This window comes from Nitrosomonas sp. Nm34, assembly GCF_900113925.1.
In the GTDB taxonomy this organism is placed as follows: Bacteria; Pseudomonadota; Gammaproteobacteria; order Burkholderiales; family Nitrosomonadaceae; genus Nitrosomonas.
Window position 1 is genome coordinate 1 of the sequence record NZ_FORD01000142.1, and the last position, 1,249, is coordinate 1,249.

The following is a 1,249-nucleotide window of genomic DNA, read 5'->3' on the forward strand; positions in this document are numbered from 1 at the left end:
AAGCTTTTTTGTGTTTTCTGGTGGAGTTATGGCAAAAAGTGGGGATTTCTTCAGTTAATAGGCATAGCCCATCCACCCCATCGCTATTTTATGCGGTAAACGGCAGTGCCTAATCCTGGAAATGAATGATCCCGAAGTCAGTCTAGCTGCGACTAGGAAGAACGGTTTCTGGTAGGGACAGCTGCTTGCCAGTAAAAAGCGAATACGGCGAGTATGACGTAGGATGACGGCACCGATTTTGATTAGTTTGAGGCGTAATGTGCTCACATAGGCTTGAGCCAGTTCTGTTCCTTGCAATGCAATGCGCCGGATGGTTTCCAGCAGGATATAAGCTAGCGAGGACAGGAGCAGACGAAATTGATTTGACCACCAATGATGACAACGGGTGCGATCTGCAAACAGGTCAAGCTGTTGTTCCTTGATGCGGTTTTCCATTTCCCCGCGGGCACAGTAAAGTTTCTCGTAAAGGAACTGCGGTTTACCGGTCAGATGGGTGACCACATAACGAGGATTACTGTCTTTCTCAGTATATTCCATTTTAACGATAATACGCCGCAGCCGCTTCCAGCTCCTGGCAGCGTATTGAAATTCGTTAAACCACCGCACTTTCCCACCGGATGCGGCATACTGCTTCTCTGCCGTTTGCTGCCACTGCGCGCTGATCTCATTCAGTCGCTTATTTTGGGCAATACCTACGATATACCCCACCTCATGACGCTCACACCCTATCAACATTCTGCGGCGGCAAAAACCACTGTCACCACGAAAAATGATACGAACTGCAGGCCAACTTTGCCTGAACCGTTTTACCAGCAATGACAGGATAGCCCAGGCATGTTTTGCCCCCTCAATATTGCTTGGCCGCAGGTAGCTTACCAGCAGTTGATCCTGGCAGAACACATACAGGGGTAAAAAGCAGTAATGGTCATGGTAGCCATGAAAGAAGCGGCCCTCCTGTTTGCCATGGACTACATCATCGGTGGCACCAAAATCTAGGATCAGTTCTTTAGGCGCTTGTTCGAATGAAGCCATAAATCGCTCTATCATCACTTGATGAATAGGCCAGGCCGTTGGTCGATTCGCCTGATTCTGCCAGTGGCACAAAGTGGAACTGCTCGCTAATACCTCTTCGCGTTCAACCGCTGATTGAATCGCTAAATCATGGCGTAATGGCTGATGATCATTGAGGTCTTCATAACCACATGCCAATGCATAAACCCGTTGGCGCAATAGTGCCAACCTATCATGC

General features: G+C 48.6%; 1 protein-coding gene. It reads right to left on the minus strand.

The genetic code is table 11. The features are described 5' to 3' along the window. Nucleotides 1–54 precede the first annotated feature (54 nt). Nucleotides 55–1,249 (minus strand): IS1380 family transposase (locus BM283_RS17775; RefSeq protein ID WP_139225354.1); only part of this gene is annotated, 1,195 nt, incomplete at its 5' end.